This window comes from Paraburkholderia sp. J94, from assembly GCF_905220285.1.
Lineage (GTDB): Bacteria > Pseudomonadota > Gammaproteobacteria > Burkholderiales > Burkholderiaceae > Paraburkholderia > Paraburkholderia tropica_A.
In genome coordinates this window covers 41,259-66,960 of record NZ_CAJMZH010000022.1, presented here as the reverse complement: position 1 = coordinate 66,960, position 25,702 = coordinate 41,259, and the positions used below count along the sequence as shown (strand labels likewise).

The following is a 25,702-nucleotide window of genomic DNA, read 5'->3' as shown; positions in this document are numbered from 1 at the left end:
CGCCCATCCTGCGCGGCAGCGTCGCCAGGCGGCGCACTGGCTGTCAGCGGCGAGGGTTTGTCCGAATCGACGGGGCGCGGGCTGCGATGCGCCGTGCATCGATTGAGGCGGCCGCCAACCCGAGCCGGAACGGGTACAGGCGATTGTCAAGCAAACGCCGGGGCTTCCGCGCACGAATGCGAGAATTTGTAAGACGACAATTTGACAATTGCGGCTTGTCATACAACAATGACTTCGCTTCGAAATCGCGATCCACGTATCGGGGACGGATCGATATCGTCGAAGCCCGAGCAGCAGCGGTACGGAAACACCCCACGGAGACCCCTCGCGACGCCACGCGCGCGAGACCCAAAACAGATAAGTTCACCGAACGAATCATGAGAATATCCACGAGACTTCTTGTTCTGGTCGCGACGGCGCTCGTCGCGCTGGTGGCCATCGGCGGCTACGGCCTCGTCAGTCTCAAGCAGGCGATGCTCGACGACACGCGCGGCAAGATCACCAATCTGCTGCACATGGCCGAACATCTCGCCACCTACTATCACGATCAGGAAAGCGCCGGAAAAATGACGCGCGAGGAGGCGCAGGCCGCCACGAAGCTCGCGCTCAGCCAGCTCAATTATTCCGACCAGAGTTTCTTCTGGGCGCGTCTGCCCGACGGCACGACGCTCGTGCACCGCAACGCGGCGATCATCGGCAAGGTCAACGCGGGCAAGGCGCCCGACGGTCGGCCCGACGGCGACCTCTACCGCGAAATGCTCGCGCGCGAGCACATTCCCGTGATGCTGACGCTCGCGAAGCATCCCGTCACGGGCCAGCTCACGCAGAAGATGAACGGCATCGTCGCGTTCGAGCCGTGGGACTGGTGGATCGGCACGGGCTTTTATCTCGACGATATCGACGCCGCGTTCTGGCGCACCGGCCGCGTGCTGATTGCGCTGATCGTGCTGGGCGTGGCGGGCATCGCGGCGCTGTCGTGGCAGATCATCCGCAACGTGGTGGGCACGCTCGGTGGCGAGCCGCAGTACGCGGTGGCCGTCACGCACCGTATCGCGACCGGCGATCTGACCGGGCGCGTCGAATTGCGCGCGGGCGACGAACGCAGTCTGCTGGCGTCGATTGCGCGCATGCAGGCGAGCCTCGTGGCGATGATCGAGACGATCCGCACGGGCGCAGAATCGGTGACCACGGGCGCGAACGAGATCGCGGCGGGCAACACCGACCTTTCGTCGCGCACCGAGGAACAGGCCGCGTCGCTGCAGGAAACCGCCGCGAGCATGGAGCAGCTGACGTCGACCGTGCAGCACAACGAGGCCAACGCGGGCGAGGCGCGCACGCTGGTCTCCACCGCGAGCGCGGCGGCCGCCGATGGCGGCGCCGCCGTGGCGGCCGTGGTCGATACGATGTCGAGCATTCAGACGTCGTCGGAGAAGATGGTGGAGATCACCGGCGTGATCGAAGGCATCGCGTTCCAGACCAATATTCTCGCGCTCAACGCCGCCGTGGAGGCCGCGCGCGCGGGCGAGGAAGGGCGCGGCTTCGCGGTGGTGGCCTCCGAAGTGCGCTCGCTTGCGCAACGCAGCGCGAGCGCGGCGCGCGAGATCAAGGCGCTGATCGACGCGTCGGTCGGGCAGGTGCGCGAAGGCTCGGAACGCGTGCGCGCGGCGGGCGGCACGATGCAGAGCATCGTGCGTTCCGTCGACAATGTGACGGACATCATCTCGGGCATCGCCGATGCCTCGTCGGAGCAGCGTACGGGCATCGAGCAGATCAGCCGCGCCGTCACGCAGATGGATACCGTCACGCAGCAGAACGCGGCGCTGGTCGAACAAGCGGCGGCGGCGGCCGATTCGTTGTCGACGCAGGCGCGCCGCTTGTCGGAGGCGGTGTCGATGTTTCGCACCTGAGCTTCTGCGCCCGGGCGCGGCTATCGACGTTGCGCTTATTTCGGCGAGACGTCGATGTCGCCGAAATATTTGCGCGCGAGCGTGGTGACGGTGCCGTCCGCTTCGAGCTTCGCGATGGCCGCGTTCAGACGTTCGCGCAGCGCGGCGTCGCCCTTGCGGATGCCGAAGGCCACGCCGTTGCCGAGGATCTTGTCGTCGCGCACGGGCTCGCCCACGAACGCGAAGCCCCTGCCGTCGGGCTTCGAGAGAAAGCCGTTTTGACCGGCGGGCGCGAGCAGCAGCGTGGCGTCGAGGCGGCCCGACACGAGGTCGGCGTAAATCTGGTTCTGGTCCTGATACGGCACGACGTTCACGCCCGCCGGTTCCCAATGCGTCTTCGCGTAGGTCTCCTGGATCGACGCCTGCAGCACGCCTACGCGCTTGCCCTTGAGCGAGGCGGGCGTGGCGACGAGACCGCTGTCGGCGCGCGCGATCAGGCGGCTCGGCACGCGGTAGATGACGGTCGTGAAGTCGATCGCTTCGCGGCGCTTCTCGGTGGCGTTCATCGCCGAATTGATGGCGTCGAACTTGCGGCCCTGAAGCGCGGGAATCAGCCCGTCGAACGAGGTTTCGACCCACGCGCAATGCAGCCGCGCGTTCGCGCAGACCGCATTGCCGATGTCGATGTCGAAGCCTTGCAGGTGGCCGTCCGCGCTCTTCGATTCGAACGGCGGATACTGCGCCTCCACGCCGAAGCGCAGCGAACTGGAATCGGCGAACGCCGGGAGCGAGCCGAGCGCGCACGCGAGCGCGAGCAGCGTGGTGAGGGGCTTCATCGTGATCTCCTTGTGTGAATCAGATCGTGCAAAGACGGCGCGCGCCTTCGAGCAATGTTTCGTCATCCTTCGCAAAACTCAGGCGGATGATGCCGTGATCGGTGGCGTCGGTGTAGAACGCCGAGAGCGGGATGGTCGCCACACGCGCGTCGCGGATCAGGCGCAGCACGAAGTCGCTGTCGCGTTCGTCCGAGAAGCCGCGAAAGCGCGCGAGCATGAAGAAGCTGCCTTCGCTCGGCAGCAATTCGAAGCGCGAGTCGGCGAGCGCGTGCGCGAGCAGATCGCGCTTGTGCTGATAGAAGCCGCCGAGGTCGAGATACGACGAGGCGTCGGCGAGCGCCGCGCTGAACGCGTGCTGCATGGGCGTGTCGGCGGCGAAGGTCATGAACTGATGCACCTTGCGGATCTCGTCCATCAGCGCGGCGGGTGCGAGGCAGTAGCCCACGCGCCAGCCCGTGACGTGATACGACTTGCCGAACGACGAGACGATCACGCTGCGCTCGGCCAGCTCCGCATAGCGCGCCATGCTGCAATGACGCGCGCCGTCGAACACCACGTGCTCGTAGACTTCGTCGGAGAGAATCACGATATCGGTGTTGCGCGTGAGCGCCTTGAGGCGCGCGATGTCCTTCGCGCCCAGCACCGTCGCCGTGGGATTGTGCGGCGTGTTCACGATGATCATTCGCGTGCGCGGATTGATCGCGGCGGCGACTTCGTCCCAGTTCACGCGGAAGTCCGGCTGCGCGAGCTTGATGGCGACGGGCGTCGCGCCTTGCAGGCGCACGATGGGCGCGTAGCTGTCGAACGAGGGCTCGAAGTAGATCACCTCGTCGCCCGGATGCACGAGCGCGCTGATCGTCGAATAGAGTCCTTCGCTCGCGCTCGCCACGACCGTCACTTCGCTCGCGGGATCGTAGTGCGCGTCGTAGAGCGCCGCGTACTTGGCCGCGAGCGCCTCGCGCAGCGCGAGCACGCCGGCCATCGGCGCGTACTGGTTGTGGCCCGCGCGCATGGCGGCGGCCACGTCGTCGATCAGTCGCGGGTTGGGCGCGAAGTTCGGCGCGCCTTGCGAGAGGTTCAGGGCGTCGTGCTCGGCGGCAAGCTGGCCGATCACGGTGAAGATGGTGGTGCCCACGTCGGGCAGTTTCGAGCGGGAAGGGGCGGCGCTGTGCATCGTCCGAAAGGCAGAAGGAAAAACGGCCATTTGGCCTAAAAGCCCGCGCGGCGGCAATCGAATTATTCTCATGCGCGCCATGCGTTCGCCTCATGGCGCGCTTTTTTGTTCGTGCATGCGCGTGTGCGCTGCGACCCGGCGGCTCAGGCTGGCGGTGCGCCGCGCGCGCGATCGCGCTCGATCCACGCGCTGAATAGCTGGATTTTCGGCTGCTGCGCGGCGAAGTCGGGATAGACGAAGTAGTAGCGCGAACCGGTGGCCACCGCGAAGTCGATCGGCAGCGCGAGCCGCTGGGCGGCCACGTCCTCGCTGACTAGCGTACGGTCGCCGATCGCCACGCCGAAGCCCTGCATCGCCGCGCTGGTCGCCAGATCGAGCGATTCGAACGTGGGGCCGCGATGGGCGTCGATCTGCGTCGCGCCGGCGCGTGAGAGCCAGAGCTTCCAGTCGGCGTGATCGCGCGTGGGATGCAGCAGCGTGAGCGGCGCGAGGTCGTCGGCGTGGGCGATCGGATGGCGGCGCAGGAATTCCGGCGTGCAGACGGGCGTGAGGTATTCGTCGAATAGCGGCACCGAATGCACATCCGCGCCCGGCGACGGACCGTAGATGATGGCCGCGTCGAACGGCTCGGCCTGGAAGTCGACTTCGTGTTGCCAGGTCGTGGTGATCTGCACCTGGAGTTCGGGATGCTCGGTCTGGAAGCGTGTGATGCGCGGCAGCATCCAGCGCATCACGCAGGTGGGCATCTTGAGCGCGAGTTCGCCGCGCTGGCGCGTGAGCCGCATCGACACTTCCTCGATGCGCCCGAAACCCTCGCGCACGGCGGGCAGCAACTGCTCGCCCTCGGCGGTCAGCGTGAGACCCTTGGGCGAGCGCTTGAACAGCGGCAGGCCGTAATACTCTTCGAGCGCGAGAATCTGGCGGCTGACCGCGCCCTGCGTGAGGCACAGATGTTCGGCGGCGCGCGTGAAGCTGCCGTAGCGGGCGACCGTTTCGAAGATCGGCAGCGCGTTGAGCGGCGGCAGGCGCCTCACGACGCGCTGTCCTTCGTGACCAGCACGAGCGGCGTTTCGACCACGTCGGGCAAGTCGTCCTGGCGGTGCTGCTCGATCAGCGCCTGCAAGACGACGTCGATGCCGTAGACGGCCTGCTTTTCCGCGAACTGGTCGACGGTGGCGAGGATGCGGCCGTCGGCGAGCATCGGCTTGATGGCGGCGCTGGCGTTGTAGCCTGTGATCAGCACGCGGCCGCGCAGATGCGCCATGTTCACGGCGTCTACCGCGCCGCGCGCCATGTTGTCGTTCGCGCACAGGAGCGCGCGCAAGCCGGGCTGCGTGGCGAGCAGTGCGCTGGCTGCCGCGCGGCCCTTCGCGTAGTCCCAGTCGCCGGTCTCGGTGGCGACGATCTTCACCGAGGCGGCCCGCATGGCCTCGCGAAAGCCCTGGTCGCGCTGCTGCGCGTTGCGGTCGGAGGCCACGCCTTCGACGATGGCGGCGCGCTCGCCGGGATGCAGCCGACGCGCGAGATAGTCGCCGACGAGCCGCGCGCCGCGCCGGTTGTCGGGGCCGACGAAGGGCACGCGCAGACCGGCTTCGCGCAGCGCGCCCGCGTCGAGCGGATTGTCGATCGTGACGGCCAGCACGCCCTGGCGCACGCACTTCGCGACGGCGGGCACGAGGCGGCGCGAATCGACGGGCGCGAGCACGATGGCGCTCACGGATTGCGCCGCCAGCGACTCGACGTACGCGGCCTGCTGCGCGACATCGGTCTCGCCTTCGGTGCTGCGCACGATCAGCTTGAACGGATAGGGCGAATGCGCCTGGAAGGCCGTGGCCGCGCGGATCATCCCGGCCGTGAACGGATCGTTGCTGGCCTTGAGAACGAGCGCCACGGTGATGTCGCGCCCCGCGCCGCGCGCAAGGGGCGTAGCCGCGCCGCAGGCCGCCAGGGCACTGGCGATCAGGAAACGGCGGCGCGTGAGCTCATGCATGGCGGGTTCGGCCGGATGCCGAAAAGCGGGTTCGGATGGCCGGGAGTTTACGCGATTGGCGCGCGCCTGGGGAGGCGGGGAAGCGAGGGGGCGCACCTCGCACCCCGCCTCAACACATCCGCTCAGTGCACCGTAAAGCTGTAATGACCCGTGGTGCGATGACCGTCCGCGGCCACGGCGATCCACTTGACTGCATATTGCCCCGCGCCGAGCGGATTCACCGTCACCGACATGCGCTTCTTGTTCGCCGCGTCGACGGCGGCTTTTTCGCGGATCACCGATTTGCCCGCCGCGTCGGTCACGTCGATCGAACTGAAGGCGGGTTCGAGTTCGTCGTCGAAATCGATCGTGACGGTGGTTTGCCCGGCGGCGACGGTTGATCCGGCGGCGGGCGTTTGATGCGTCGGGTAAGCATGCGCCCAGGCGAGTTGCGCGCCCGCGAGGGCGACGGTGGCGGCGAGCAGGCGAAGCGAACGAATGGCGTTGAAATTCATGATGAAGTCCTCAGAAAAAATTACGTTGAATGCGCGTGTTGAATGCGGTTATTGAAAGAGCGGCTTGCCGATGCTGTGCGGCGCCACGTCGTCGAAGAAAATATGCGTCTGCACGAGGATGCCCACGTGCGAGCCGCTCGCGCGGTTGATCGGAATCTGCGCCTCGATGCCGAGCTGGCCGTAACGGTTCATCCAGATGAAGCCGGGATTCACGGTGCCGGTCGTCTGTCCCTGGCTGCGCGAGAGCGGCACTTCCACGAGCGGAATCAGATTCGAGAGCGGTTGCGGCAAGCCGAGATCGTGCACGTGCTGTTGCAGATACGGCAGGCTGTACTGGAACGTGAAGCCGTAGTTGAAGGCGTTCGGCTGGCCGCCGCCCGTCGCGAGCGCCGGGCCCGCTTCGCCGGTGATGGCGATCGGGCGCAGCCACGCGAGCGAGTCGGGCAGGTCGCCCATGCCCTTGCCGGCGTAGATCGTCGGCGAGATCGTCGAGAAGTTGTCGGCGATGGCGCGGCTGCCGGTGCCGCCGATCTCGGCGTCCACGCCGACCGAGGTCATGAACTCGTGCGCATCGTTCACGTAGAGCAGGTATTTCAGGCCGACGCCGAAGTTGTCGAAGCCGCGCGCAGTCGGGTTGTTCTGCATGACGTAGCCGCCGTCGACGGAGAGTGCGAGGCGCGGCGTGATCAGCTTGTCGTATTCGAAGTCGAAGGTGTTGACGCTCTGGTCGCCCGCGTCGCCGGGCACGCGTTGGTGGCCGAACTGGAGATCGGCTTCGTCGCCGACGCCGGGGTCGTCGACGGCCATGGTCGCGGGAAACACGCGGTCGCCCGCGATCGCGTGAGCGTGGGCCGCGTGCGGCGCCAACGCCAGGCAAGCGACGGCGAACGTGAGCATGAGCGCGAGCGCAGGCGCGCCGCTACGTCGTGCGGGCGCGTCGAACGCGCTCCGGCACGGCAAGTGATGGAACATGATGATCCTGTAACGAAGTGGTTCGCGCGCCGTGCCGACGGCGCGCGCGAACGCGCAGCGGCACGCAGGACGTGGGGCCGCGCAAACGGGGCAAGCGGGTCAGGCTTCGTTCAGGCGAGAGGCGGGGCGCGCGCGAGCGCGAAGGTGAGCGGCTCGATGCGCCGCTGGCTGTCGAAACGCGCGGCAATGCGCGCGTGGACGAGGCGCGTGGCGAGCGGCAGCGCGAGCGGCACGCCGGGCACCACCGGCAGATGGACGAGCAGATTGCAGTAGCCGCAGTCCTGCATGTCGCCGGGATTGGCGTGCTGATCCGCGTGCTGCGTGGCGTGGCTGCCGCTGTGCGAAGTCATCGCCATGCCGCGCATCGAGGGCATGTCGCAATGCATGACCGATGCGCTGGCGTAAGCGCTGGAAGTGGTGGAGCCGGCAAGCAGATGCGAAATCACGGGCGCGAACGTCGTCATCAGGATCGCGAGCGTTCCTAATAGACTGACGAACTGGAGGCGGAGCCGGCGCACGGTGATCAGCGAACGGGACAGTAAAAAACGAGGCGATCATTATGCCACGCGCGCGGCAACGGGCCGGTTGGCGCGGGCAAAATGCCTCAACGAATAGATAGGTAATATATTTACCTATTTGGCGCGGTTGACTACGCGGATAGAAAGAGATGATTGCGTATATAACGTCGATATCATTCTAACGTCGATATCATTCCGTGTGCGAGCGCGTAACCCTATCAATGCGTCAAGATATTGACGTAAAACCGCAGCCACCCTAGAGTACACACGACACCCCACAACAACATCGAGACATCCGCCATGCCGACATTCGACCGGCTTTTGACCCCGCTTGCGGTCGGCCAGGCCGTGCTGCCCAACCGCATGGTGATGGGCGCGATGCATACGCGGCTCGAAACGCTCGACCGTCCGCATGAGCGCCTCGCGGCGTTCTACGCGGCGCGCGCGGCGGGCGAAATCGGCCTGATCCTGAGCGGCGGCTTCTCGCCGAACGCCGAGGGCGTCATGGAAGCGGGTGGCCCGCTGTTCGACCGCGCCGGGCAACTCGACGAGCATCGCGCCGTCACGCGCGCGGTGCACGCGGCGGGCGGCAAGATCGTGTTGCAGATCCTGCACGCGGGCCGCTATGCGAAGGTGCCCGAGTGTGTCGCGCCTTCGGCGATCAAGGCGCGCATCAACGCATGGACGCCGCGCGCGCTCAGTCTCGACGACATCCGCCGCACCATCGCCGACTTCGCCCATACGGCGGCGCTCGCCGTCGAGGCGGGTTACGACGGCGTGGAAATCATGGGCTCGGAAGGCTATCTGATCAACGAGTTCGCGGCCGCCGCCACCAATCATCGCGACGACGCATACGGCGGCAGCTTCGAGGCGCGCATCCGCTTCGCGCTCGACATCGTGCGCGCGGTGCGCGCGCGGCTCGGCGACGCGCCGATGCTGATCTACCGGATTTCGTCGATCGATCTCGTCGAAGGCGGCCTGAGCGGCGCGGAGATCGCCACCTTCGCGCAGCACGTGGAAGCGGCGGGCGCGGACCTCATCAACACGGGCGTGGGCTGGCACGAATCGGCGGTGCCGACCATCGCGGCTTCCGTGCCGCGCGCGGCCTGGCGCGAGGCGATCCGCAACGTCAAGCAGGCCGTGGGCATTCCGGTGATGGCGTCGAACCGCATCAACATGCCCGAGGTCGCCGAGGAACTGGTTGCCTCGGGCGTGGCCGATCTGGTGTCGATGGCGCGCCCCTTGCTCGCCGATCCCGAGTTCGCGAAGAAAACGCGTCTCGGTCTCGCCGATGAAATCAACACCTGCATCGGCTGCAATCAGGCTTGCCTCGATCGCATCTTCACCGAGCGCACGGCCACGTGTCTCGTGAATCCGCGCGCCGGGCGCGAGATCGAATTTCCCGCGGGCCGCGCGCGCGTGGCGAAACGCGTGGCCGTGGTGGGCGGCGGCGCGGCGGGCATGGCGTTCGCCGTGAACGCGGCCGAGCGCGGCCACGCGGTCACGCTGTATGAAGCCGCCGCGCGTCTGGGTGGGCAGCTGAACCTCGCGAAAGCGGTGCCCGGCAAGGCCGAATTCAACGAAATGCTGCGCTATTTCGCGGTGCGGCTCGCGAAGCTCGGCGTCGATGCGCGGCTCGGCGAAGCGGTCGGCGCGGCGTCGCTGGCGAGCGGCGCGTACGACGAAATCGTGCTGGCCACGGGCGTCACGCCGCGCGTGCCCGAGATCGCGGGCATCGATCATCCGAAGGTGGTGTCGTATGCCGATGTGCTGAGCGGCAAGGTCGAGGTGGGCGCGCGCGTGGCGATCATCGGCGCGGGCGGGATTGGTTTCGACGTCGCCGAATTTCTGCTCGGCGATGCGCGCGAATCGCTCGATGCCGATGCGTTTTTCCGCGCCTGGGGCGTGGATGCCGCGAACGCGGGAGCGGGCGGGCTGGCGAACGTGGCGAATGTGGTGAACGACGTCACGCCGCGCCGCAGCGTCCATCTCTTTCAGCGCAAGGCCGAACCGCTCGGCAAGGGACTCGGCAAATCGACGGGCTGGATTCTCAAGGCGCGTCTGCGCCGCGCGAATCTCATGATGATTTCGGGCGCAACGTATGACGCCATCGACGATCAGGGGCTGCATTATCGCGTCGATGGCGCGCCGCAGGTGCTGGCGGTCGATCATGTCGTGCTCTGCGCGGGCCAGCTTGCGAATCGGGCGCTGTACGACGAACTGGCCGCGCGCGGCATCCACGCGAAGCTGATTGGCGGCGCCGACGTGGCCGCCGAACTCGACGCGCTGCGGGCCATCGACCAGGCCACGCGCCTCGCCGTCGCACTCTGATCGTTCAGCGCTGAGAGCGGCGTAGCCGTTCGCGCCCCTTCATCGCGCCTGTCTCCCAGGAGTGGAACTTGCGACCTTCGCTAGGGAGCGAAGGGCCACATCGTCCACGATTTCAGGGAGGGAGCGTGTCTGTCGCACGGAACGCGAGTTTCATTCGAGGAAGCAGCGAGATGTCGGGGCGCATGCGCGACTTCGACTGGGACGCGACGCCGTTTGGCGCGCTCGCGGACTGGCCGCCGCCGCTGCGCGCCGCGCTGAGCCTGTGCCTCGGCTCGCAGTCCCCCGCCGCGATCTGGTGGGGCGACGACGCGCGCGTGCTCTACAACGACGCCTATATTCCGTTCCTCGGCGCGGGCAAGCATCCGGACGTGCTCGGCCTGCCCGGCGCGGCCGGCTGGCCCGGCACCTGGGCGCAACTCGGCGCGCACGTCGAAGGCGTGCTGCATAGCGGCGACGCCGCCTTGAGCGAGGACGAGCACGTCTTCCTCGCGCGCCATCTCGACCAGCAAGACGTTCAGGAAGAGGTCTACGCGAGCTTCGCCTACGAACCCCTCTACGCCGACGACGGCACGATCGCGGGCGTGTTCTGCCTGTGCAGCGAGACTACGTCGCGCATGCAGGGCGAGCGCCGCCTCACGACCTTGCGCGCCCTGCGCGCGTGCGCGGCGGAGACTGGCTCGGTCGTGGCCGCATGCGAGTGCGCGGCCGACATTCTCGCGGCGAACGGCTATGACGTGCCGTTTTCGGCGATCTACGCCGTGCCGCTCGGCCGCACCGATCTCGAACTGGTCGCGAGCAGCCACCTCGACGCGCCGCTCATCGCGCGTCTGCACACGCTGGCGGACGCGCGGGCGCACGCGTGGCCGCTCGATGAGGTGCTCGCGCAAGGCGAGACGCGCGAGTTCGCGCTGCCGTCGCTCGACTGGCGCGGCGACGCGGACAGCGGCTGGCCCGAGGCGCCGCGCAGCGCGCTCGCGATTCCGCTGCGCCGCGCGGGCGTGCAGGACGTCAGCGGCATCGCGGTGCTGGGCGTGAGTCCGCGCTGCGCGCTCGACGACAGCTATCGCGCGTTTTTCGATCTCGTCGCCGCGAGCGTGGAAGCCGTGGTCGCGAGCGCGCTCGGCCGCGAGGCGCTGCAAGCGGCAAATCGCCAGAAAACGGAATTCCTCGCGATGCTCGCGCACGAGCTGCGCAATCCGCTCGCGCCGATCCGGCACGTAGCCGACCGGCTCGGCGCCGAGGGTCTCACGGGGCCGCAGGCGGCGCGCTGCATCGAGATCCTGCGCCGCCAGGCGGCGGTGCTGAGCCGTCTCGTCGACGATCTGCTCGACATGTCGCGCATCACGCTCGGCCGCGTGCAGTTGCACAAGCGCGGCGTGCTGCTGCAGGAAATCATCGCGCAGTCGCTGGAGAGCGTCGATGCGCTGATCCGCGAACGGCAGCACCGGCTCACGGTGACGAGCGAGGGCGCGGCGCGCGTGGACGGCGATCCGCAGCGGCTCGTGCAGTGCCTCGTCAACGTGCTGACGAACGCCGCGAAATACACCGGTAAGCGCGGCGAACTGCATATCGAATCGTTCGAGCGCGACGGCTTCGGCGTGCTGCGCGTGCGCGACACGGGGCAGGGTATCGCGCCGGAACTGATCGAGCATATCTTCGATCTGTTCGTGCAGAGCGAGCGCACGCTCGACCGCGCGCAAGGCGGCCTCGGTCTCGGGCTGTCGCTCGTCAAGAAGGTGATGGAGCTGCATGGCGGCCACGCCTATGCGTCGAGCGACGGCGTCGGGCACGGCACCACGGTGACGCTCGAAGTGCCGCTGGCCGATTACGACGCCGTGCTGCACGAACATGAGCCGGAGGCCGCGCGGCCGGAAACGGGCGGCCCGCTGCGCGTGCTCGTGGTCGACGACAACGCCGACGCCGCCGATTCGCTCGCGATGCTGCTCGAAGCGGAGGGCCACGCGGCCACCGCCGTCTACGACGCCGACGCCGTGCTCGCCTGCGCGCGCCAGTTCGCGCCGGATGCGATCGTGCTCGATATCGGCCTGCCAAAAATCGACGGCTATCAGATGGCGCAGCGCATCCGCGCGACGCCGGACCTCGCGCGCATCACGCTGATCGCGGCGACGGGCTACGGCCAGCCGGAGGACCGCGCGCGTGCGTTCGAAGCGGGCTTCGGCGACCATCTCGTCAAGCCGGTCACGCTCGACGCCTTGCGCCGCGCGCTCGCCAAAGCCCGGCGATGACGCGCGGCACGCCCAATCGTCGGATCAATGCTTGTGCTTCTTCGGAATCTTCGCGCCCGATTTGCGCGCCTGATTCAAGGCAATCGCCACCGCCTGCTTTTGCGATTTGCCTTCCTTCATTTCGGTCTTGATGTTCTTCGAAATGGCTTCGCGCGATTTGCCTTTGCTGAGCGGCATGACGACCTCCTTTGCATGGAGCGGCTATGTTGATGAATGACGCGTTCGTGCGCGCATGCCGCGTGCCGCATGGACGTTTCCATACTTGATTCGCGCGATGATGCGCACGGCGGGCATCGTGTTTGCGCTAGGTAGATTCCCATGCCCGCCGAGGCGACAGGAGGCCATCATGCCGCGCGCAATCTGGAAAGGCGCCATCAGTTTCGGGCTCGTGTATGTGCCCGTCGAACTGTATCCGGCCACGCAAAGCGAACGCACCGGTTTCAGCCTGCTCGACCGGCGCAGCTTCGATCCGGTCGGGCATCAGAACATCAACAAGCGCACGGGCAAGCCGATTGCACGCGACGACATCGTGCGCGGCTACGAATATGAAAAGGGCTCGTACGTGGTGATTTCCGATGAGGAAATCGAAGCGGCCAGTCCCGAAGCCACGCAGACCGTCGATATCCTCGCGTTCGTCGAAGCGGCGCAGGTGTCGTTTCTGTATCTGGATACACCGTACTGGCTCGCACCCGACAAGCGCGCGGGCAAGACCTACGCGCTGCTGCGCGACGCGCTCGCGGCGAGCGGCAAGATCGGCATTGCGAATGTGGTGATGCATAGCCGTCAGCATCTGGCGGCGCTGGTGGCGACCGGTCCCGCGCTCGCGCTCCAGACCTTGCGCTGGTCGACCGAAGTGCGCGAGGACGACGCGATTCCCTCGCTGCCCAAGGCCGCGAAGGAAGCGGGCGTGAGCGCGCACGAGATGCAGATGGCGCGCAAGCTCATCGACGACATGACGACGACGTGGGAGCCTGCGTCGTATCACGACACCTATCGCGACGAAATTCTCGCGCTCGTGGAGCGCAAGGTCCGCGAAGGCAAGGCGCACGAAGTGGAGCACGTGCACGCGCCCACGCACGAGCGCCGCAGTGCCGATATCGTCGATCTGTCCGATCTGCTCAAACGCAGCCTCGGCAAACGCGGCGGCGCGGCGAGCAACGATGCGCCGCCACGCAAGAGCACGCCACGGCGCGGACGCCGCGCGGCTTGATGTGAGGCGATGACGACGAGTCCATGAATGGGGCGTCCGCGATGAAACATAATCTACAGGATTACGAATCAAAACGCCGGTTCGGCGAGACGCCCGAGCCTGCGCCGAAGTGCGGGAAAACGCGCCGCAACGGCAGCGCGTCGTTCGTGATCCAGCGCCACGATGCGCGGCGCTTGCACTACGATTTCCGGCTCGAACTCGACGGCACGCTCAAATCGTGGGCGGTGCCGAAGGGGCCGAGTCTCGACCCGAGCGTGAAGCGGCTGGCGGTGCATGTGGAGGATCATCCGCTCGACTATGGCGAGTTCGAAGGCACGATTCCCGAAGGCCACTATGGCGCTGGCACGGTGGAGATCTGGGATCACGGTAGCTGGCAACCCGAAGGCGGCATGCGCGCCGCGCGCGAGGGTTATGCGCATGGGCACCTGAAATTCACGCTCGATGGCGACAGGCTGCACGGCGGCTGGGCGCTCGTGCGCAGCCCGATGGGCGACAGCAAACAGGAGCGCTGGCTCCTCATCAAGCAACGCGACGACGATGCGATAAGCGAGGACGCGTTCAACGTCACGGACGATAACGGCGCGAAAAAGCCCGCGGCGGGACAAGGCACCCGCAAAGGCGCCCGCAAAGGCGCCCGCGAACGCGCACGCGCGTCAAAACGACAGACATCCACGCCGAAAACGCGCGATGCCATGAAAAGCACACTGGCCGATTCGAAGGCGGCGGCAAAGCGCGCTTCGAAATCCAAAGAGAAATCGCTGAACACCTCCGCGCTCGGCAAGCTCGAAGGCGCGGTTCGCGCCGCGTTGCCGGAAGCGCTCGCGCCACAACTCGCCACGCCCGCCGATGTTTCGCCCAAAGGCGATGATTGGCTCTACGAACTGAAATTCGACGGCTATCGAGTTCTCGCGCGCGTCGATCGCGGCGCGAAAGGGAAGAACGCGGTACGCATCTTCACGCGCGCGGGCCTCGACTGGAGCGCGAAATTTCCGCGCCAGGTTCAGGCGCTGGGCGCGCTCGATATCCACTCCGCGTGGCTCGACGGCGAAGCGGTCGTGCTCGACGCGCAAGGCGTGCCCGATTTTCAGGCGCTGCAAAATGCCTTCGACGAAGGGCATGAGGACGCCATCGTGTTCTGGCTGTTCGATTTGCCGTGGCTCGACGGCGTCGATCTGCGCAAGGTGCCGCTGGAGACGCGGCGCGCGCAGCTGGCGGCACTGCTCGAACGCAACGGGCAGGACGCGCTGCGTTTCTCGGCGGCGTTCGAAGGCGATCCCGAGGATTTGCTGCAAGCCGCTTGCGCCGCGAATCTCGAAGGCCTGGTCGCAAAGCGACGCGAAAGCGCCTATACGTCGACGCGCAGCGCGTCGTGGCTCAAGCTGCGTTGCGCGCGCCGCCAGGAATTCGTGATCGGCGGCTATACGGAGCCTGCGGGGAGCCGCACGGGCTTCGGCGCGCTGATTATCGGTGTCTACGACGAGGCGGGCGCGCTGCACTACGCGGGGCGTGTCGGCACCGGCTTCGATACGGCGATGCTGGAGAAACTCGCGCGCGAGCTGAAGACGCGCTCGCGCAAGACCACGCCGTTCGCGGCGGTGCCCGCAGCGGAGCGGCGCGCGAATGTGCATTGGGTACAGCCGGAACTCGTGGCCGAAGTGCGATTCAAGACCTGGACGAGTGCGGGCGTGGTGCGTCAGGCGTCGTTCGCGGGGCTGCGTCGCGACAAGGCGCCGGAGTCGATCGTTCGCGAGCCGCAGTCGCCGCCGGTGAATACGAAATCGGCATTGAAAGCGACATCGAAGCGCGCCTCGCCGGCGGCGCACAAATCGCACGATAAACCGCGCGACAAAGAGGACGCCAACGTGGACACAGAAGTATCAGGCGTGCGCATCACGCATCCCGAGCGCGTGATCGACGAACGCAGCGGCACGCGCAAGATCGACCTCGTGCATTACTTCGAGTGGATCGCGCCGCGTTTGCTGCCGCAATTGCGCAATCGCCCCGTCGCGCTCGTGCGTGCGCCGAAGGGCGTCGGCGGCGAACTGTTTTTCCAGAAGCACGCGAGCCAATTGCAGATTCCGCACGCCACGCAACATGCCGGTCTCGATCCCGGTCACGCGCCGCTGCTCACGCTCGATAGCCTCACGGCGCTGATCGGCGCGGCGCAAATGGACACGATCGAACTGCATACGTGGAACGCGCTCGCGAAGCAGATCGAGAAGCCCGACCGTCTGATCTTCGACCTCGATCCCGATCCGTCGCTCGACTGGAGCCGCATGCTCGAAGCGGCGCAACTCACGCGCGATCTGCTCGATGCGCTCGGGCTGCGTTCGTGGTGCAAGACGAGCGGCGGCAAGGGACTGCATGTCGTGGTGCCGATCACGCGCCATAGCGGTTGGGACGAAGCGAAGGATTTCGCGCAGGCGGTGGCGAGGCATATGGCCGCCACCTTGCCCGATCGCTTCAGCGCGAAGATGGGGCCGCAGAATCGCAAAGGCCGCATTTTCGTGGACTATTTGCGCAACGCGCGCGGCGCGACCGCGATCGAAGCCTACGCGCCGCGCGCACGGCCCGGCCTCGGTGTCTCGACGCCTATCGCGTGGGACGAGTTGGCGCGCGTGACGAGCGGCGACCAGTGGAACGTCGCGAATCTGCACAAACGGCTCGATGCGCTGCGCACCGATCCGTGGCACGACTACGCCGATGCGAAGCAGCGCATCACGGCGGCGATGTGGAAGAAGCTCACGGGCGAATGACGTCGCGTGGCGCTCAATGCGCGCACACGGCGGTGAGCGCGCGATCCCACTCGGTATCGGGATCGACGTCGAAGAACTTGCCCGCGCCGACCGTGGGCATCATGTCGACGCGATCGATCAACTGGTTTTGCGCGTCGTAGCTCAGGCGCGTCATGAGCGAGGCCTGGTGTTTGGTGCAGTCGAACGCCACCCGTTGCTTGAGCAACGACGCGGGCGCGACGCCATGCGCGACGGCCGTGGGCTGGTCGTAGCGGATCTGCACCCACGCGCGGCGAATCGCGCCTTCACGCACGATGGACGAGGTGTCGACCGATTCGGTCCACGTATTCGGCACCGAGCCGACGGTGGTCCACGTCGCCGCATGGGCCAGCGGCGCGGCGGCGGCGAGGGCGAAACAAGTCAGGAGTCGCCGGGCAATTCGATGCAACGGGACGCGTGGCGCATGGCGTGAGATCGGCGCCTGGGTGCCGGTTTCGACGCTCAGTTCGTGGCTCACGTCGGTGTTCACTGCGTTACTCGCTTCGGTACTCATAGGTTTCTCTGCGGACAGGTCGGCTCGCCGGGCGGCGGCGAGCGATCGCCATTGTAAGCGGTTGATGCAGACGCAAGCGGTTTCGCCCGCAACGCGTGTGAAGCGCGTGTGAAACGCGTGTGAAGCGGCGCGGCGCATCTGCTGCGTCGCACCATCCCCACGGAACGCAGGCTTTCGTTAGAATCGGTTTTCGTCGCGGCATGATCGAAGCGCGAATGCTGCTCAGATGATTCATCCTTTAACGGAGGCGAGCGTGCCAGGTTTACTTCCCAATGTCGACCGCGATGGGCTCCTTGAGTATTCGGTGGTGTACACCGACCGCTCGATCAATCACATGTCGCAACTGTTTCAGGGCGTCATGCGCGATTTATCCGCGAGCCTGAAAAGCGTTTATCACGCGCAGGCGGTCGCCATCGTCCCGGGCAGCGGGACATTCGGCATGGAGGCCGTTGCCAGGCAGTTCGCGACCAACAAGAAATGTCTGGTGATCCGCAATGGCTGGTTCAGTTACCGCTGGACGCAGATCTTCGAGATGGGCGGTATTCCGTCCGAATCGGTGGTGCTGAAGGCGCGGCCGGTCGAAGCGGGCAGGCAGGCCGCCTTTGCGCCGCCGCCCATCGACGAAGTGGTCGCGGCCATCAAGGAGCACAAGCCGGATCTCGTGTTCGCGCCGCATGTCGAAACGGCGTCCGGCATGTTGCTGCCCGATGCGTATCTGCGCGCGGTGGCCGACGCCGTGCATGCGGTCGGTGGCATGTTCGTGCTCGATTGCATCGCGTCGGGCACGGTGTGGGTGGATATGGCGGCCACGGGCGTCGACATTCTGATCAGCGCGCCGCAAAAAGGCTGGAGCGCGTCGCCGTGTTGTGCGCTCGTCATGCTCGGGCCGCTCGCGCGCGAACGCATCGACGGCACCACCAGCACGAGCTTCGCCTGCGATCTGCGCAAGTGGCTGCAGATCATGGAAGCCTACGAGGGCGGCGGCTTCGCCTATCACGCGACGATGCCGACCGACAGCCTCGCGACGCTGCGCAACGTGATGAAGGAAACCGAGGCCTACGGTTTCGCGAAGGTGCAAGCCGAGCAACTCGAACTCGGCGCGCGCATTCGCGCGCTGCTCGCCGAGAACGGCTTTAAAAGCGTGGCCGCCGAAGGATTCGAGGCGCCGGGCGTCGTGGTCTGCTACACCGACGACGACGGCATTCGCTCCGGCAAGAAGTTCGCCGATGCGGGTTTGCAGATCGCGGCCGGCGTGCCCTTGCAATGCGACGAGCCCGCCGATTTCAAGACCTTCCGCATCGGCCTGTTCGGGCTCGACAAACTGCATGACATCGAAGGCGCGGTCGCGCGTTTCGCCAATGCGTTGAAGACGCTCGATTGAGTGGTGGCTTGATGTGATGTTGCAGGGGCAGGCGCGCGCGCCTGCCCCTTTTCATTACAACGATCGCTTTACGACGATGCCAGCGTTTCGTGCGCCGCTTTCACGACGGCATCGGCGGTAATGTCGAACTTCGCGTAGACGTCCTGGATCTTGCCCGACTCGCCGAAGCTGTGCATGCCGACGAAGCGGCCCTCGGGTCCGATATAGCGATCCCAGCCCAGTTCGACGGCGGCTTCCACCGCGACCCGCGCGGGCGAGTCGCCGAGCACCGCGCGCTTGTACGCGCGATCCTGTTCCTCGAACAGCAGACGGCAGGGCATCGACACCACGGCGGTCGGCACGCCTTCGCCCTGCAATACATCGCGCGCCGCGACGGCCAGCTGCAATTCCGATCCGGTCCCGATCAGCGTGACCTTGCGTGGGCCGCCTTCGGCTTCATGCAACACGTAAGCGCCGCGCGCCGAACGGTTCTCGCCGCTCGCATCCTTGCGCAGCAACGGCACCGGCTGACGAGAGAGCGCAATCAGCGCGGCGCGGCGCGGCTGATCCAGAATCAACTCCCAGCATTCCGCTGTTTCGACCGGATCGGCGGGCCGGTAGACGGCCAGTTGCGGAATCGCGCGCAGCGCGGCCAGATGCTCGACCGGCTGATGCGTCGGGCCGTCCTCGCCGAGACCGATCGAATCGTGCGTCATCACGAAGATCGAGCGGATGCGCATCATCGCGCTCAGGCGGATCGCCGGGCGGCAATAGTCCGAAAAGCACAGAAAGGTGCCGCCGTAGGGAATCAGGCCGCCGTGCAGCGCGATGCCGTTCATGGCCGCGGCCATGCCGTGCTCGCGCACGCCGTAGTGGACATACGAGCCCGCGTATTGCCCCGGCTTGATTTCGACCTGATGCTTCGTTTTCGTGTTGTTCGACGGCGTGAGGTCGGCGGAGCCGCCGAGCAGTTCGGGAATGGCGTCGAAGAGACGATCGAGCACGTCGCCGCTGGCCTTGCGCGTGGCGATGGCGTCGCCTTTCTCGACGAAGGCTTGCCGCGCGGCCGCGATGGCCGCTTTTCAGTCGGACGGCAAACGGTGCTCGTTGCGGCGCGCGAATTCTTCGCGCAATGGCTGCGGCGCCTGCTTGACGCGTTCAGCCCATGCGAGCCGCGCCTCGCGTCCGCGCGCGCCGATCTCGCGCCACGCGCTCAGCAGATCGGCGGGAATGTCGAACGGCGGCGAAGGCCAGTCGAGGATCTTGCGCGCGCCCGCGATCTCGTCCTCGCCGGGCGCGTCGCTATGCGCCTTTTGCGTGCCCGCCTTGGTCGGAAAGCCGAAGCCGATGATCGTCCGGCACGCGATCAGCGTCGGGCGGTCGTGCGTCGCGCGCGCGGTCGTGATGGCGTCGCGGATCGCGTCGGTGTCGTGGCCGTCGATGTCGAGGACCTGCCAGCCCGAGGCGTGAAAGCGCTCGATTTCGTTGTCGGAGACCGCGAGGCTCGTCGCGCCGTCGATCGAAATCGAATTGTTGTCCCAGAACGCGATCAGGCGTCCGAGCTTCAGATGCCCGGCGAGCGAAATCGCTTCCTGGCTCACGCCTTCCATCAGGCAGCCGTCGCCGAGAAAGACGTAGGTGTGGTGATCGACGAGTTCATCGCCGAAATGCGCGTTCATGATGCGTTCGGCCAGCGCCATGCCGACCGAATTCGCGATGCCCTGGCCGAGCGGCCCGGTGGTCGTTTCGATACCTGCGGCGTGCGAATACTCGGGATGCCCGGCCGTCTTGCTGCCGACCTGGCGGAAGTGCTTCAGTTCGTCGAGCGTGATGTCCTGATAGCCGGTCAGATAGAACAGGCTGTAGAGCAGCATCGAGGCGTGGCCGTTCGAGAGGATGAAGCGGTCGCGGTCGAGCCAGTGGGGCTCGGCGGCGTCGAAACGCAGAAAATCGCGGAACAGCACGGTCGCGACGTCGGCCAGACCCATCGGCGCGCCGGGGTGGCCGCTATTCGCTTTCTGGACCGCATCCATCGAAAGAAAGCGGATACAGTTCGCCATCGCGCGCAGATGCGGGTCCCGTGGCGAGGGAATGGCATGCGCGGGCGCGCTGCCGCTGGCGGTCGGGTCGGTCATGGGGCGTCCTCTTTCGGATGGCGGATGGCAGGGTGCGGATGGCGGAGGGTGAATCCGGATTCCCGCAAGATGCGTGCCGTTACAGCGGGCTTTCGGAGCGATGAAGGTCGAACGGACCAGCACCACATCGACGATACGCCGCTTTGCGCCCCGGTGCGATGGAAGCGTGCCGGGCGGGCTCAGCTTTCCTGTAATATCCACGCCTTCGCGTCGGCTTCGGGCAGCAGGGCCACGAAGTTCTCGACGATCGAATCGGCGCCCGTGTCGCGCCACGTGAGGCCGACGTCCCAGCGCGCGTCGGCGTCGTGAATGGGCAGGCACACGACCTTGTCGCCGGGCGACTGCAAGGCCGATTCGTGCATGATCGACACGCCGAGGCCCGCGCCGACCAGCGAAAGAATCGTCAGCGACTCGTTCGCGTGCTGCACGGAGCGCGGCTCGAAACGGCGCGAGGCGCAGAAACGCACGATGTGATCGTGCAGGCCCGGCGCGCGCGAGCGTTGCAGCATCAGGAAGGGCAGCGTGCGCAGCGCGTCCGCGTCGAAGCCCGTGATGGTGTGGGCGAGCGGGCGCGGCACGACGAGCGCGAGACGGTCGGAGAGAATGCGCCGGTGCGCGAGCCCGGCCTGCACGGGCAGACGCACGAATCCCGCCTGCAGGCTGCCTTCGAGCAGCCGCTCCATCTGTTCCGCCGAGGACAGATCGTGCAGCGTGACCTCGACATCGGGAAAGCGCGCGCGAAAACGCGGCAGCACACGCGAGACCGTTTCGACCGTCGAGAAGCTATAGCCGATCGCGAGCCGTCCGACTTCGCCGCGCGCCGCGCGCTTGCCTTGCGAGAACACGCGCTCGGCCTGCTCGACGAGCGGCCGCGCTTCGCCCAGAAAATAGCGGCCCAGTTCGGTCAGCGCCGTGCCGTGACGGTCGCGATGGAACAGCGGCGCGCCGAGGTCGTCTTCGAGCCGCTTGATCTGCTTGGTGAGCGCGGGCTGCGAGAGATTGAGCGTTTGCGAGGCAGCGCCGAAGTGCAGCGAATTCGCGAGCGTGACGAAAGATTTGAGTAAATGGAAGTTCATATCCGCGTTTATCACCGCCAGTTATCACCACAACGACAACAAGTCATTGGACCGCGCGGCGCGGCTATGTTCGAATGCCGTTTCGCGCAGTATAGCGGGCACATTTGAGTCGGAGTGCCATGCAATTCATATATTGCAAACGGTGATTTCGTTATTCCGCCCATCCCTAAGCGAATACGGTTCGATGCGTGTCAACGCAATCGTTTCGTGATTCGTTCAAAGGCGGGACCATTAGCAGGAAATACATGAAACGATATTCGGGGAGATCACGCGCGGCATCCGTACCGCGCGTCGTGGCGCGTCGATTCGCGCGGCCAGTGCGCTTGAGCATGAGCGTGGGCGTGGGTCTGAGCATGAGCTTGATGGCCGCGCATGGGCTTGCCGCCACCACGGATCAGGCGGAGCAGACGGAGCAGGCGGAGAAAGCGAACAACGCGAAACAGAATGAACAAGCCGCGCCGCCCACGGCCGCATCGTCGGGCAGCGCGGTGCTGCCGACCGTCACGGTCAACGGTGCAAGCGGCAATGCGTGGCGCGCCCGCACGGCGTCCGTCGCCGGTTACGACAACGCGCCGCTGCGCGATACGCCCGCGTCGATCACGGTCGTCACGCGCGCGCAACTCGACGATCAGCAGGCCAAACGCACGAGCGACGTGGTGCGCAACGATGCGTCGGTCAACAACGATTACGCGCCCGTGGGCTACTACGAAGGCTTTTCGATTCGCGGCTTCGCGCTCGATCCGGCGAGCGCCTACCGGCTCGATGGTCTCACGCTGTCCGGCGAGCAGCAGGTGGCGCTGGAAAACAAGGAGCGCGTGGAGATTCTCAAGGGTCTCGCGGGCATCGACAGCGGCGTGATGTCGCCGGGCGGCGTGGTCAACTATGTGAGCAAGCGGCCCGAGAATGTGGCGAGTGTGACGGCGGACGTGGACAGCCGCGGCTCGACGTCGGCGGCCGTCGATCTCGGGCGGCGTTTCGGTCCCGACGATCAGTTCGGCCTGCGCGTGAACGCCGCGAAAGAGAACATGCATTCGTATATCGACGGCACGAACGGGCGGCGCACCTTCGGCTCGATCGCGGCGGACTGGAACATCGACCCGCAGGCGAGCCTGCAATTGAACGCGGAATTCCAGCAGTGGATTCAGCGTTCGGCGTCGGGTTATCAATTGCTCGGCGGCACCGTGGTGCCGTCGGCGGTGTCGTCGTCGAAACTGCTGGGCGCGCAGTCGTGGGCCAAGCCCGTGACCACCGACGCGCTCAACATCAACGGCCGCTTCGACTACGCGTTCAACGACAACTGGCGCGCCTATGTCGCCGCCGGCCGCAGCCGCACGATGATCGACGATAACGTCGCGTTCGCGTATGGCTGCTACTACGTGTCGAGTTGCGGCGCGGGCGGTACCTCGCCGTACTTCTTCAGCTCGAACGGCGATTACGACGTCTACGACTATCGCAGCCCCGGCGAATACCGCCGCAACGACGAAGTGCGCGCGGCCATCGACGGGAAGTTCACCACGGGCGCGCTGCGCCACGACGTGTTGTTCGGCACGAGCGCGCTGCATCGCGTGGTGCATCTGTCCGATGCCGTCTACGACTACGTGGGCAGCGAAAACATCTATGGCGACGATGTCGATTTCGCGCCGTCGCCGAATTCGCCGAGCGTGTCGTATCCGCAGCTCGATGCGTGGCAGTACTCGCTGTTCGCCACCGATCGCGTGAGCCTCGGCGAGCATTGGCAGGTGCTGGCGGGCGGACGTGCGGTGTTTCTGCGCCAGAAGGCGTGGACGAGCCAGGACGGCCCCGAGACCGGCACCGACAAGTCGGCGCTGCTGCCGCAGATCGCGCTCGTCTACAAGCCGGTCGAGCCGCTGTCGCTCTATGCGTCGTACAGCAAGGATTTGTCGCTCGGCGACCAGGCGCCCGTGCGCGCGAGCAATGCTTACACGTTCCTGCCGCCCGTCGAGTCGCATCAGTACGAGATCGGCGCCAAGTACGACTGGGCGAATCGCCTGAGCCTCACGGCGGCCGTGTTCTCGATCAGCAAGCCGTTCGAGTACGCGCAGCCCGATGCGTCCGAAGCCGGTTACACCTTCGTGCAGCGCGGCACCGAGCGTCACGGCGGCATCGAGCTTTCGGCGGCGGGACGCGTGACCGAGCGTGTTTCGGTGACGGCCAGCGTCGCGGCGATACGCGCGCGCGCCTACGATTCGGGCACGCCCGCGTATGAAGGGCATCAGGTCATCAACGTGCCCGCTTTGCGCGCGGCGCTCAATGCGGACTGGTCGGTGCCGGGCATCGCGGGCTTCGATCTGCTCGGCGGCCTCGAATACAGTTCGAGCCGCAATGCGAACGAAGAGGGCACGGCGCGCGTGCCGGGCTGGATCGTGTTCAACGCGGGCGCACGCTATACGACGAAGCTCGCGGGCCATCGCACGGTGGTGCGCCTGTGGGTCGACAATCTCTTCAACCGCTATTACTGGCGCGACGCGGGCGAGCAGCAGGGCGACGCGTATCTGTTCCTCGGCGCGCCGCGCACGGCGCGTCTGTCCGTGACGTATGACTTCTGATCGCGTGGTCCCTGGAGAACGTGCATGACCCGAATGACCCTGATGCTCGAATACTTCCATCCGTGGACGAACGCGGCGGGCTTCTACGTGGCGCGCGACGAGGGCTGGTTCGCCGAGGCGGGACTCGACCTGGAGATCGTCGTGCCCGATCCCGCGCGCGGCGACGCGCTCGCGCATCTCGCGCGTCACGATGTGGACTTCGGCGTGTTCCCGAGCAATCGCCTGTTCGTGCAGCGCGAGGCGGGCCATCCGCTCGTCGGCATCGCGGCGATCAACCATCGCGCGCTGGAGACGATCCAGACCGTGGCGTCCACCGGCATCGAACGGCCGCGCGATCTGGCCGGGCGGCGTCTCGCGCTGAACCCGACGCCGCGTGGACTCGCGATGGTACGTCATCTCGTGACGCACGACGGCGGCGACCCGGATGCGATCACGATCGTCGATAGCGGCGTGCGCGAACTGCCGCCCGAGAGTTTTCTCGACGGCGAGGCCGATGCCTCGTTCGGCAGCTACTGGGCGTGGGATACGCTGTTCGCCTCGCGCGTGCCCGACGACGAGCGCCGCATCTGGCCCGTCGATGAAATCGGCGCGCCCGCCTATCATAGCTATCTGCTCGGCGCGCACGAGGACACGCTGGAGACGCGCGGCGAACTCGTGCGCGGGTTTCTGGCGGCGGCGCGGCGCGGTTATCTCGCGGTCGCGCAGGAACCGGAGCGTGCGTTGCCGTCGCTGGAACGCGTGATTCCGTATTTTCCGCGCGCGCTGCTGAAGCGCTCGCTGCCGCTGATCGCGCCCACATGGACGCACGACGGCGCGTGGGGCGTGCAGCGCGATGCGCTCGTGCATCCGTACGCGCAGTGGCTCGGCAAGCATGGCGTGCTGCGCGACGCCTCGCAGAGCGCGCACGCGTTCACCAACGCTTTCCTGCCCGACGATCCGCGCCAGTAAGGCACGCGGCCGCGTCTACCCGACAACGAATCTCTTACACATCATGTCCGCACTCGAAATCATCGGCGTTATCGTCAGCGCGCTCGCCATCTGGCTCACGGCGCGCCGCAAGATGCTGTGCTGGCCGATCGGGCTGGCCTCGGTGGCGCTGTACGGCTGGATCTTCTTCGACGCGCGGCTCTATTCCGATGCGCTGCTGCAAGGCGCGTTCGCCGTGCTGCAACTCTACGGCTGGCATCGCTGGCTCGCGCAGCAGCGCGGCGGCGATGGCGAAGCGGTTCAGCCCGTCGTGCCGGTCGGCGGCGTGAGTCTCGCGCGTCTCGCGCCCGATCTGTTCGCGGCAGTGATCGGCAGCGTGCTGCTTGGCGCGGCGATGGCGCACTTCACCGATGCGGCGCTGCCCTGGGTCGATGCCTCGCTCACGGCGTTCAGCCTCGTCGCGCAGTACTGGACCGCGCGTCGCTATATCGCGTCGTGGACCTTGTGGATCGTCGTCGATGTGATTTACGTGGGCGTGTTCATCTACAAGGGCTTGTATCTGACGTCGGGGCTTTATGCGCTGTTTCTGGTGCTCGCGGCGCTCGGCTGGCGCGACTGGTCGCGTGCGCTGCGCGCCGATGCCGATCAGGCTGCACAAGCTGAGTATGCCGCTCCGGGCAGCCGCGTTTGAT

General features: G+C 66.5%; 19 protein-coding genes and 1 pseudogene. 9 read left to right on the top strand and 11 right to left on the bottom strand.

What is annotated here, in order from left to right:
* The first annotated feature begins 377 nt into the window (after positions 1–377).
* Entirely contained in the window at positions 378–1,907 is a 1,530-nt protein-coding gene (locus tag U4Y88_RS34270) for a methyl-accepting chemotaxis protein (protein WP_321789287.1), read from the top strand.
* A gap of 35 nt (positions 1,908–1,942) precedes the next feature.
* Here the strand turns inward: U4Y88_RS34270 and U4Y88_RS34265 are convergent, their stop codons facing one another.
* The 7 genes from U4Y88_RS34265 to U4Y88_RS34235 all read right to left on the bottom strand — a co-directional run bounded on the left by U4Y88_RS34265 (position 1,943) and on the right by U4Y88_RS34235 (position 7,870).
* Positions 1,943–2,722, bottom strand: coding sequence for an ABC transporter substrate-binding protein (locus U4Y88_RS34265; RefSeq protein ID WP_321789285.1), 780 nt, complete (start codon positions 2,720–2,722; stop codon positions 1,943–1,945).
* A 19-nt stretch (positions 2,723–2,741) separates the two neighbouring features.
* On the bottom strand, positions 2,742–3,896 hold the full coding sequence (locus U4Y88_RS34260; protein WP_321789283.1) for a methionine aminotransferase: 1,155 nt from the start codon (positions 3,894–3,896) through the stop codon (positions 2,742–2,744).
* 143 nt (positions 3,897–4,039) lie between these two features.
* Positions 4,040–4,930 carry a LysR substrate-binding domain-containing protein gene (locus tag U4Y88_RS34255; protein WP_310631363.1) on the bottom strand — a complete coding sequence of 297 codons (891 nt, stop codon included), beginning with the start codon at positions 4,928–4,930 and terminating at the stop codon, positions 4,040–4,042.
* Positions 4,927–5,886: a substrate-binding domain-containing protein gene (locus U4Y88_RS34250; RefSeq protein ID WP_224017763.1), complete on the bottom strand. Its 960-nt coding sequence runs from the start codon at positions 5,884–5,886 to the stop codon at positions 4,927–4,929. The genes U4Y88_RS34255 and U4Y88_RS34250 overlap by 4 nt, the downstream gene beginning before the upstream one ends.
* Positions 5,887–6,008: 122 nt before the next feature.
* Positions 6,009–6,380, bottom strand: coding sequence for a copper resistance protein CopC (locus U4Y88_RS34245; RefSeq protein WP_321789281.1), 372 nt, complete (start codon positions 6,378–6,380; stop codon positions 6,009–6,011).
* Between the two features lie 48 nt (positions 6,381–6,428).
* On the bottom strand, positions 6,429–7,277 hold the full coding sequence (locus U4Y88_RS34240; RefSeq protein ID WP_321789364.1) for a hypothetical protein: 849 nt from the start codon (positions 7,275–7,277) through the stop codon (positions 6,429–6,431).
* 185 nt (positions 7,278–7,462) lie between these two features.
* A complete protein-coding gene (locus U4Y88_RS34235) occupies positions 7,463–7,870 on the bottom strand; it encodes a DUF2946 domain-containing protein (RefSeq protein ID WP_321789279.1) in 408 nt (135 codons plus the stop codon).
* A 300-nt stretch (positions 7,871–8,170) separates the two neighbouring features.
* Here U4Y88_RS34235 and U4Y88_RS34230 point away from each other — a divergent pair, with 300 nt between their 5' ends.
* On the top strand, positions 8,171–10,201 hold the full coding sequence (locus U4Y88_RS34230; RefSeq protein ID WP_321789277.1) for an NADPH-dependent 2,4-dienoyl-CoA reductase: 2,031 nt from the start codon (positions 8,171–8,173) through the stop codon (positions 10,199–10,201).
* 170 nt (positions 10,202–10,371) lie between these two features.
* Positions 10,372–12,447, top strand: a complete 2,076-nt coding sequence (locus tag U4Y88_RS34225; RefSeq protein WP_321789275.1) for an ATP-binding protein — start codon at positions 10,372–10,374, stop codon at positions 12,445–12,447.
* Positions 12,448–12,471: 24 nt separating this feature from the next.
* On the opposite strand, the gene U4Y88_RS34220 is transcribed toward U4Y88_RS34225, so the two are convergent.
* Complete coding sequence (locus tag U4Y88_RS34220) at positions 12,472–12,624, bottom strand: DUF6496 domain-containing protein (protein WP_224017752.1); 153 nt, start codon at positions 12,622–12,624, stop codon at positions 12,472–12,474.
* A 169-nt stretch (positions 12,625–12,793) separates the two neighbouring features.
* On the opposite strand from U4Y88_RS34220, the gene U4Y88_RS34215 reads away from it, so the two are divergent.
* Both U4Y88_RS34215 and ligD read left to right on the top strand, forming a co-directional pair.
* A complete protein-coding gene (locus U4Y88_RS34215; protein ID WP_224017750.1) occupies positions 12,794–13,657 on the top strand; it encodes a Ku protein in 864 nt (287 codons plus the stop codon).
* 41 nt (positions 13,658–13,698) lie between these two features.
* Positions 13,699–16,413, top strand: a complete 2,715-nt coding sequence (ligD, locus tag U4Y88_RS34210) for a DNA ligase D (protein WP_321789273.1) — start codon at positions 13,699–13,701, stop codon at positions 16,411–16,413.
* A 13-nt stretch (positions 16,414–16,426) separates the two neighbouring features.
* On the opposite strand, the gene U4Y88_RS34205 is transcribed toward ligD, so the two are convergent.
* Entirely contained in the window at positions 16,427–16,945 is a 519-nt protein-coding gene (locus U4Y88_RS34205; protein WP_321789271.1) for a surface-adhesin E family protein, read from the bottom strand.
* Positions 16,946–17,198: 253 nt separating this feature from the next.
* On the opposite strand from U4Y88_RS34205, the gene U4Y88_RS34200 reads away from it, so the two are divergent.
* Positions 17,199–18,326: an aminotransferase class V-fold PLP-dependent enzyme gene (locus U4Y88_RS34200; protein WP_321789269.1), complete on the top strand. Its 1,128-nt coding sequence runs from the start codon at positions 17,199–17,201 to the stop codon at positions 18,324–18,326.
* A 68-nt stretch (positions 18,327–18,394) separates the two neighbouring features.
* On the opposite strand, the pseudogene tkt reads toward U4Y88_RS34200, so the two are convergent.
* Positions 18,395–20,440, bottom strand: a pseudogene (gene tkt, locus U4Y88_RS34195) (transketolase).
* 179 nt (positions 20,441–20,619) lie between these two features.
* Positions 20,620–21,516, bottom strand: a complete 897-nt coding sequence (locus U4Y88_RS34190; RefSeq protein WP_321789267.1) for a LysR family transcriptional regulator — start codon at positions 21,514–21,516, stop codon at positions 20,620–20,622.
* A gap of 329 nt (positions 21,517–21,845) precedes the next feature.
* Here U4Y88_RS34190 and U4Y88_RS34185 point away from each other — a divergent pair, with 329 nt between their 5' ends.
* Genes U4Y88_RS34185 through pnuC form a run of 3 tightly spaced genes read left to right on the top strand, consistent with a single transcriptional unit; the run spans position 21,846 to position 25,701 of the window.
* Entirely contained in the window at positions 21,846–24,083 is a 2,238-nt protein-coding gene (locus U4Y88_RS34185; protein WP_321789362.1) for a TonB-dependent siderophore receptor, read from the top strand.
* A 24-nt stretch (positions 24,084–24,107) separates the two neighbouring features.
* The gene (locus U4Y88_RS34180; protein ID WP_321789265.1) at positions 24,108–25,031 is read left to right on the top strand and encodes an ABC transporter substrate-binding protein; all 924 of its coding nucleotides are present in this window, start codon (positions 24,108–24,110) and stop codon (positions 25,029–25,031) included.
* Between the two features lie 43 nt (positions 25,032–25,074).
* Positions 25,075–25,701, top strand: coding sequence for a nicotinamide riboside transporter PnuC (pnuC, locus tag U4Y88_RS34175; protein ID WP_321789263.1), 627 nt, complete (start codon positions 25,075–25,077; stop codon positions 25,699–25,701).
* The last annotated feature ends 1 nt before the right edge of the window (position 25,702 follow it).

Excerpts from the sequence above, each read along its gene's own strand:
- U4Y88_RS34270 (WP_321789287.1), top strand. The coding sequence starts at position 378 with ATGAGAATATCCACGAGACTTCTTGTTCTGGTCGCGACGGCGCTCGTC.
- U4Y88_RS34265 (WP_321789285.1), bottom strand. The coding sequence starts at position 2,722 with ATGAAGCCCCTCACCACGCTGCTCGCGCTCGCGTGCGCGCTCGGCTCG.
- U4Y88_RS34260 (WP_321789283.1), bottom strand. The coding sequence starts at position 3,896 with ATGCACAGCGCCGCCCCTTCCCGCTCGAAACTGCCCGACGTGGGCACC.
- U4Y88_RS34250 (WP_224017763.1), bottom strand. The coding sequence starts at position 5,886 with ATGCATGAGCTCACGCGCCGCCGTTTCCTGATCGCCAGTGCCCTGGCG.
- U4Y88_RS34245 (WP_321789281.1), bottom strand. The coding sequence starts at position 6,380 with ATGAATTTCAACGCCATTCGTTCGCTTCGCCTGCTCGCCGCCACCGTC.
- U4Y88_RS34240 (WP_321789364.1), bottom strand. The coding sequence starts at position 7,277 with ATGCTCACGTTCGCCGTCGCTTGCCTGGCGTTGGCGCCGCACGCGGCC.
- U4Y88_RS34230 (WP_321789277.1), top strand. The coding sequence starts at position 8,171 with ATGCCGACATTCGACCGGCTTTTGACCCCGCTTGCGGTCGGCCAGGCC.
- U4Y88_RS34225 (WP_321789275.1), top strand. The coding sequence starts at position 10,372 with ATGTCGGGGCGCATGCGCGACTTCGACTGGGACGCGACGCCGTTTGGC.
- U4Y88_RS34220 (WP_224017752.1), bottom strand. The coding sequence starts at position 12,624 with ATGCCGCTCAGCAAAGGCAAATCGCGCGAAGCCATTTCGAAGAACATC.
- U4Y88_RS34215 (WP_224017750.1), top strand. The coding sequence starts at position 12,794 with ATGCCGCGCGCAATCTGGAAAGGCGCCATCAGTTTCGGGCTCGTGTAT.
- ligD (WP_321789273.1), top strand. The coding sequence starts at position 13,699 with ATGAAACATAATCTACAGGATTACGAATCAAAACGCCGGTTCGGCGAG.
- U4Y88_RS34205 (WP_321789271.1), bottom strand. The coding sequence starts at position 16,945 with ATGAGTACCGAAGCGAGTAACGCAGTGAACACCGACGTGAGCCACGAA.
- U4Y88_RS34190 (WP_321789267.1), bottom strand. The coding sequence starts at position 21,516 with ATGAACTTCCATTTACTCAAATCTTTCGTCACGCTCGCGAATTCGCTG.
- U4Y88_RS34185 (WP_321789362.1), top strand. The coding sequence starts at position 21,846 with ATGAGCGTGGGCGTGGGTCTGAGCATGAGCTTGATGGCCGCGCATGGG.
- U4Y88_RS34180 (WP_321789265.1), top strand. The coding sequence starts at position 24,108 with ATGACCCGAATGACCCTGATGCTCGAATACTTCCATCCGTGGACGAAC.
- pnuC (WP_321789263.1), top strand. The coding sequence starts at position 25,075 with ATGTCCGCACTCGAAATCATCGGCGTTATCGTCAGCGCGCTCGCCATC.